Source organism: Kitasatospora sp. NPDC036755, from assembly GCF_040636595.1.
GTDB lineage: Bacteria > Actinomycetota > Actinomycetes > Streptomycetales > Streptomycetaceae > Kitasatospora.
Map to the genome: position 1 here is coordinate 1 of NZ_JBEZUT010000528.1, position 3902 is coordinate 3902.

The following is a 3902-nucleotide window of genomic DNA, read 5'->3' on the forward strand; positions in this document are numbered from 1 at the left end:
CTAAGGGCTGTCCCGTAATTGATCTTTGAGCGGTCGAGGCACGGTCGGTCGGCCAGCAGTCCGCGGGCTCATGCAGCCTGGAGCAGGTTGTGCAGGCGGGCAACTCCGAGCATGGCGTGGTGGACGCCGTCGCCCTTGAGACGGCAGTCGCGCAGGATCTTCCAGGTCTTCATCCGGGCGAAGACATGCTCGACGCGGGCGCGGACTTGTTTGTGCTCGCGGTTGTGCTCCGCTTGCCAGTCGCTGAGCTCACCGCCCTTGGGGCGTCGGTGCGGGATGACCAGGCCAGTGCCCGGGTAGCCGCCGTCGGCGATCGTGGTGGTCCGGCCGACGGCCGCTTTGGCGCCGGACCCCTCCCATGCCTTGCAGTCGTTCCGGTTGCCCGGCAGAGGCCGGCCGACCGCCACGACCAGCCGAGAATGGGCGTCGATGACCACCTGGTGATTGGTGGAGTACCTATAGTTCTTGGACTGCTCGGCGATGGTGTGGTCGCGGGTGGGGACCAGGGTGCCGTCGACGATCAGCACGGTGCCCTTGCGGAACCGGCGCCGGGGCTTGAGCGCCAGGAGTGGGCCGGTGTGCTCGATGATCCTGCCAGCCGCCGACTTGGACACGCCGAACAGCGGCGCGAGCTGCCGCAGCGTCAGGTTCGTTCGCCAGTAGGCCGCGACCAGCAGGACCCGGTCCTCCAGCGGGAGGCTCCACGGTCGGCCGGGGCGTGACGTGTCGGCACCCTCGCGGCGGAGCATCGTGATCAGTTTCTTGAACTCGCGCGGGCCCAGTCCGGTGAACGGGGCTATCCAGGACGGGTCCGACGCCGTGATCACTCCAGCCACGGCAAGATCATGGCACCAAGTCGGCTCCTCGCAGCACCTCCGGCCGGGGCACCGGCAGTAGCTGGAGCATGATTGAGGCGTCGGCGGGGCAGATGCGAGGATCTGATGAGGAGTAGGGCGTGGGAAGTCTGTTGAGGAGCGTCGCTGGGGTCCGCTGGGCGGACCTTCGCGACGCGATGGGGGCTCCAGCTGGCGGCATTCCCTCTCTGCTCTCCCGGATCGCATACGGGGATGCGGACACGGCCCGCACCGCCATCGAAGAACTGGGCGATGCCGTCTGTGCACTGGGGTTCGTCGTCAGCGAGGCGACCGCCGCCGTGGTCCCGTTCCTTGTAGAGCTGGCTGGGGCCCCGCACGTGGCTTGCAAGGCCGAGTTGTTGGACCTGCTGGGAAGCATCTGCCAGGCCGACCAGTGGCACTCCGCGGCTGCGGCGGTCAGTGGGGGCAAGCGCGACGCGAGCTACAGGCAGCAACCCGGCTGGGAAGCAGACGTGAGGACAGGCGTCTACGCAGGCCGGTCAGTCATCGAAGGTTTGGCGTCCTCGGCACGGACAGAGGAGGCCGTAGCCGCAGGGAGGTTGCTGCAGGTGATGGACCACGTCCCGCCGTTTCCGGAGCTATGCCCGGCTCATTGCGGGACAGCCCTTAGGACGACCTGGATGGGGTCGTATCCGGAGGCGGGGAGGCGGGGAGGCGGGGAGGCGGGGAGGCGGCTGCGGAGAAGAGCCAGCTGGCTCGAACGGATCCAGTTCGAGGAGGCGGTCGGCGGTGATTTGGACGGGGTGGCGGCGACATCGCGGCTGAGAAGGACGGCCTGCTGGGCTCGGCCGGCGATCTCGGTAACGGCTTCGGCGAGGATGAGCTTGGTGAGTTCGGGGTTGTCGAGGTCGTGGAGGGTGCGCCCGACGCGGTGGGCGGATTCGAGCAGGCGACTGTATGCGACGACCAGCGAGCCACTGTGGGGCAGGTTCGGCTTGGCGACGGAGTCAGCGACCTCGGCGAAGCCCCTGCGTTCGTGTTCGCGGCGGGGTGTGACGCGGTTGAATCAAGCACATCGGTGCCGGACGAGGGATCGATCACATTCGGACCAGGGAAAGTCTGGGGAGGACCGGTCAACGCCGGCCGATGGCGGGCGAGAGGTGTCGGCGGACGAAGGGTGCGGTCAGGAAGACGAACAAAGTGAAGGCGGTGATCCGTTGGAGGCCGGACACAGCGAGGATGTCGGTGTGTTGGACGCCGTAGGCGGCATAGGCATTGGCGGCGAGGTCGGTGGCCATGATGAGGCACGTGAGGTGGACGCCGCCCCGCCGACCAGCGATCAGCAGCACCGCGGCCAGCGGGTCGAGGAACGCCAGTGACGACCAGTAGAGGTTCAGCCAGGATGGTGCCCATGGGTACGGGTTCAGGCCACTGTTCACGAGATCAGCCACGTGTGAGGCTGCGCCGACGAACAGCAGCACTGTGACATATAGCGCCACGATGAGGAGGACCCACCGTGGTACTTCACGCGTCCAATCGATCACGGACGGAAGTATCCCAGATGGTGCCGCAGGCGCCGGAATCCGCCCAGCGGAGCCGTGATGGCTAGGCTGGCGAGGGCGTCACGCGTGAGCGGTCGTCGAGTGCGGCTATCCGGGTGGGCAGGGTGCGCCACACGTCCGGGGTGTAGAAGTGTCCGCCGGGCAGCAGGTCGTGGCGGAAGACGCCCTTGGAGAGCGTGCGCCACTGGGCGGTGGCGTGTGGGTCGATCACCGGGTCTGCGTCGCCGGTGAGGATCTGCACAGGGACGCTTACCGCCGCACCCTCACGGTAGCGGAAGGTGTCGCGGACCCGGATGTCCGCGCGCATCAGTTCCACCGCTATCTCACCCAGGTCGGGGTCGTCCAGGACGTGTGCTGGCAGTAGACCGAAGGTGCGCATCCAGTCGGTGAGTTGGTCGTCGCTCTCGTGCCGGGCCGGGAACATGTCCTGTGGGGTGAGCCCGCGGCTGGGGGCGTTCGCGGCGGACACCACCAGCGCGTCGGGCAGAGGGCCGCCGAGTTCCTCGATCCGGGACGCTACGTCGAAGGCCATCCAGCCGCCCATGCTGTGGCCGAACAGGACATAGCGCGTGTCAGTGGCTGAGTGGACCGCCGAGAGTGCGTCTTCGACCAGCGTGTCCCAGTCGTCCGCGAACGGCTCGGTGAAGCGGCCCTCGCGGCCCGGGTAGCAGATGGCGGCGAGTTCCACACCGGCCGGGAGACTGTCCGCCCACGGGCCGTACGAGCCCGCGCCGCCGCCGCAGAATCCCAGGCAGATCAGGCGGGTCGTTGGATCCGCGACCCGTCGAGGGCGCACTACCACGGTGTCCTTCATCACGCTTGTCCTCCGTTCGGGCCCCCATGGCCCTTCTCGCGGTTGCCGCCGCAGGTCTGGCGGATCGTCACCCTTCGGCACCCGCGTCCCGGCGCACGAACTCGACGTGCTGCGCCAGGTCGCGCAGGCGCGGGTGCCGGTATACCTGCCTGGTGGGGACGGACAGCCCGAGGACGCGCTTGATCCTGGCGACCACCCGCAACGCCATCAGGGAGTGCCCGCCAAGGGCGAAAAAGTCGTCGTCTGCGCCGATCCGCTCCCGGCCGAGCACCTCCGCCCACACCTGGGCGATCAGCTCCTCGATCTCCCCGTGTGGATCACCGCCGTCCGAGGGTTCCGCTGCGCCCGCATCGGCCTTCCGCGGATCAGGTAGCGCGCTGAGATCGAGCTTGCCGTTGGCGGTCAGCGGGAGGTGAGCCAGTGGCACGAACCAGGAGGGCAGCATGAAGTCCGGCAACAGCCGGGCGGCATGGTCGCGGACTTGCTCAACGTCGAACCGGGCGCCGCATTCATCGTCCTCAGCCGGGATGCAGTAGGCGACCAGCTCTGGCTCCACCAGTCCGTCGGGCCGCGTCACAACCACGGCTCGGGCGACCTGAGGGTGCGCGGCGACGGCGGCTTCGATCTCCCCGAGCTCCACCCGGAAACCGCGGAACTTCACCTGTCGGTCGACTCGATCGACATACTCCAGGACGCCGTCGGTGGTGTGCC

At 68.2% G+C, this 3902-nt stretch carries 4 protein-coding genes; all 4 read right to left on the reverse strand.

Annotated elements, in window-relative coordinates; all coding sequences use genetic code 11:
• Positions 1-68 precede the first annotated feature (68 nt).
• Positions 69-836: a transposase gene (locus tag AB0E96_RS39290; protein WP_359831372.1), complete on the reverse strand. Its 768-nt coding sequence runs from the start codon at positions 834-836 to the stop codon at positions 69-71.
• Between the two features lie 1112 nt (positions 837-1948).
• On the reverse strand, positions 1949-2359 hold the full coding sequence (locus AB0E96_RS39295; RefSeq protein ID WP_359831374.1) for a hypothetical protein: 411 nt from the start codon (positions 2357-2359) through the stop codon (positions 1949-1951).
• Positions 2360-2420: 61 nt separating this feature from the next.
• Complete coding sequence (locus tag AB0E96_RS39300; RefSeq protein WP_359831376.1) at positions 2421-3191, reverse strand: alpha/beta fold hydrolase; 771 nt, start codon at positions 3189-3191, stop codon at positions 2421-2423.
• A 67-nt stretch (positions 3192-3258) separates the two neighbouring features.
• Positions 3259-3902 (reverse strand): phosphopantetheine-binding protein (locus AB0E96_RS39305; protein ID WP_359831378.1); only part of this gene is annotated, 644 nt, incomplete at its 5' end.

Excerpts from the sequence above, each read along its gene's own strand:
- AB0E96_RS39300 (WP_359831376.1), bottom strand. The coding sequence starts at position 3,191 with ATGAAGGACACCGTGGTAGTGCGCCCTCGACGGGTCGCGGATCCAACG.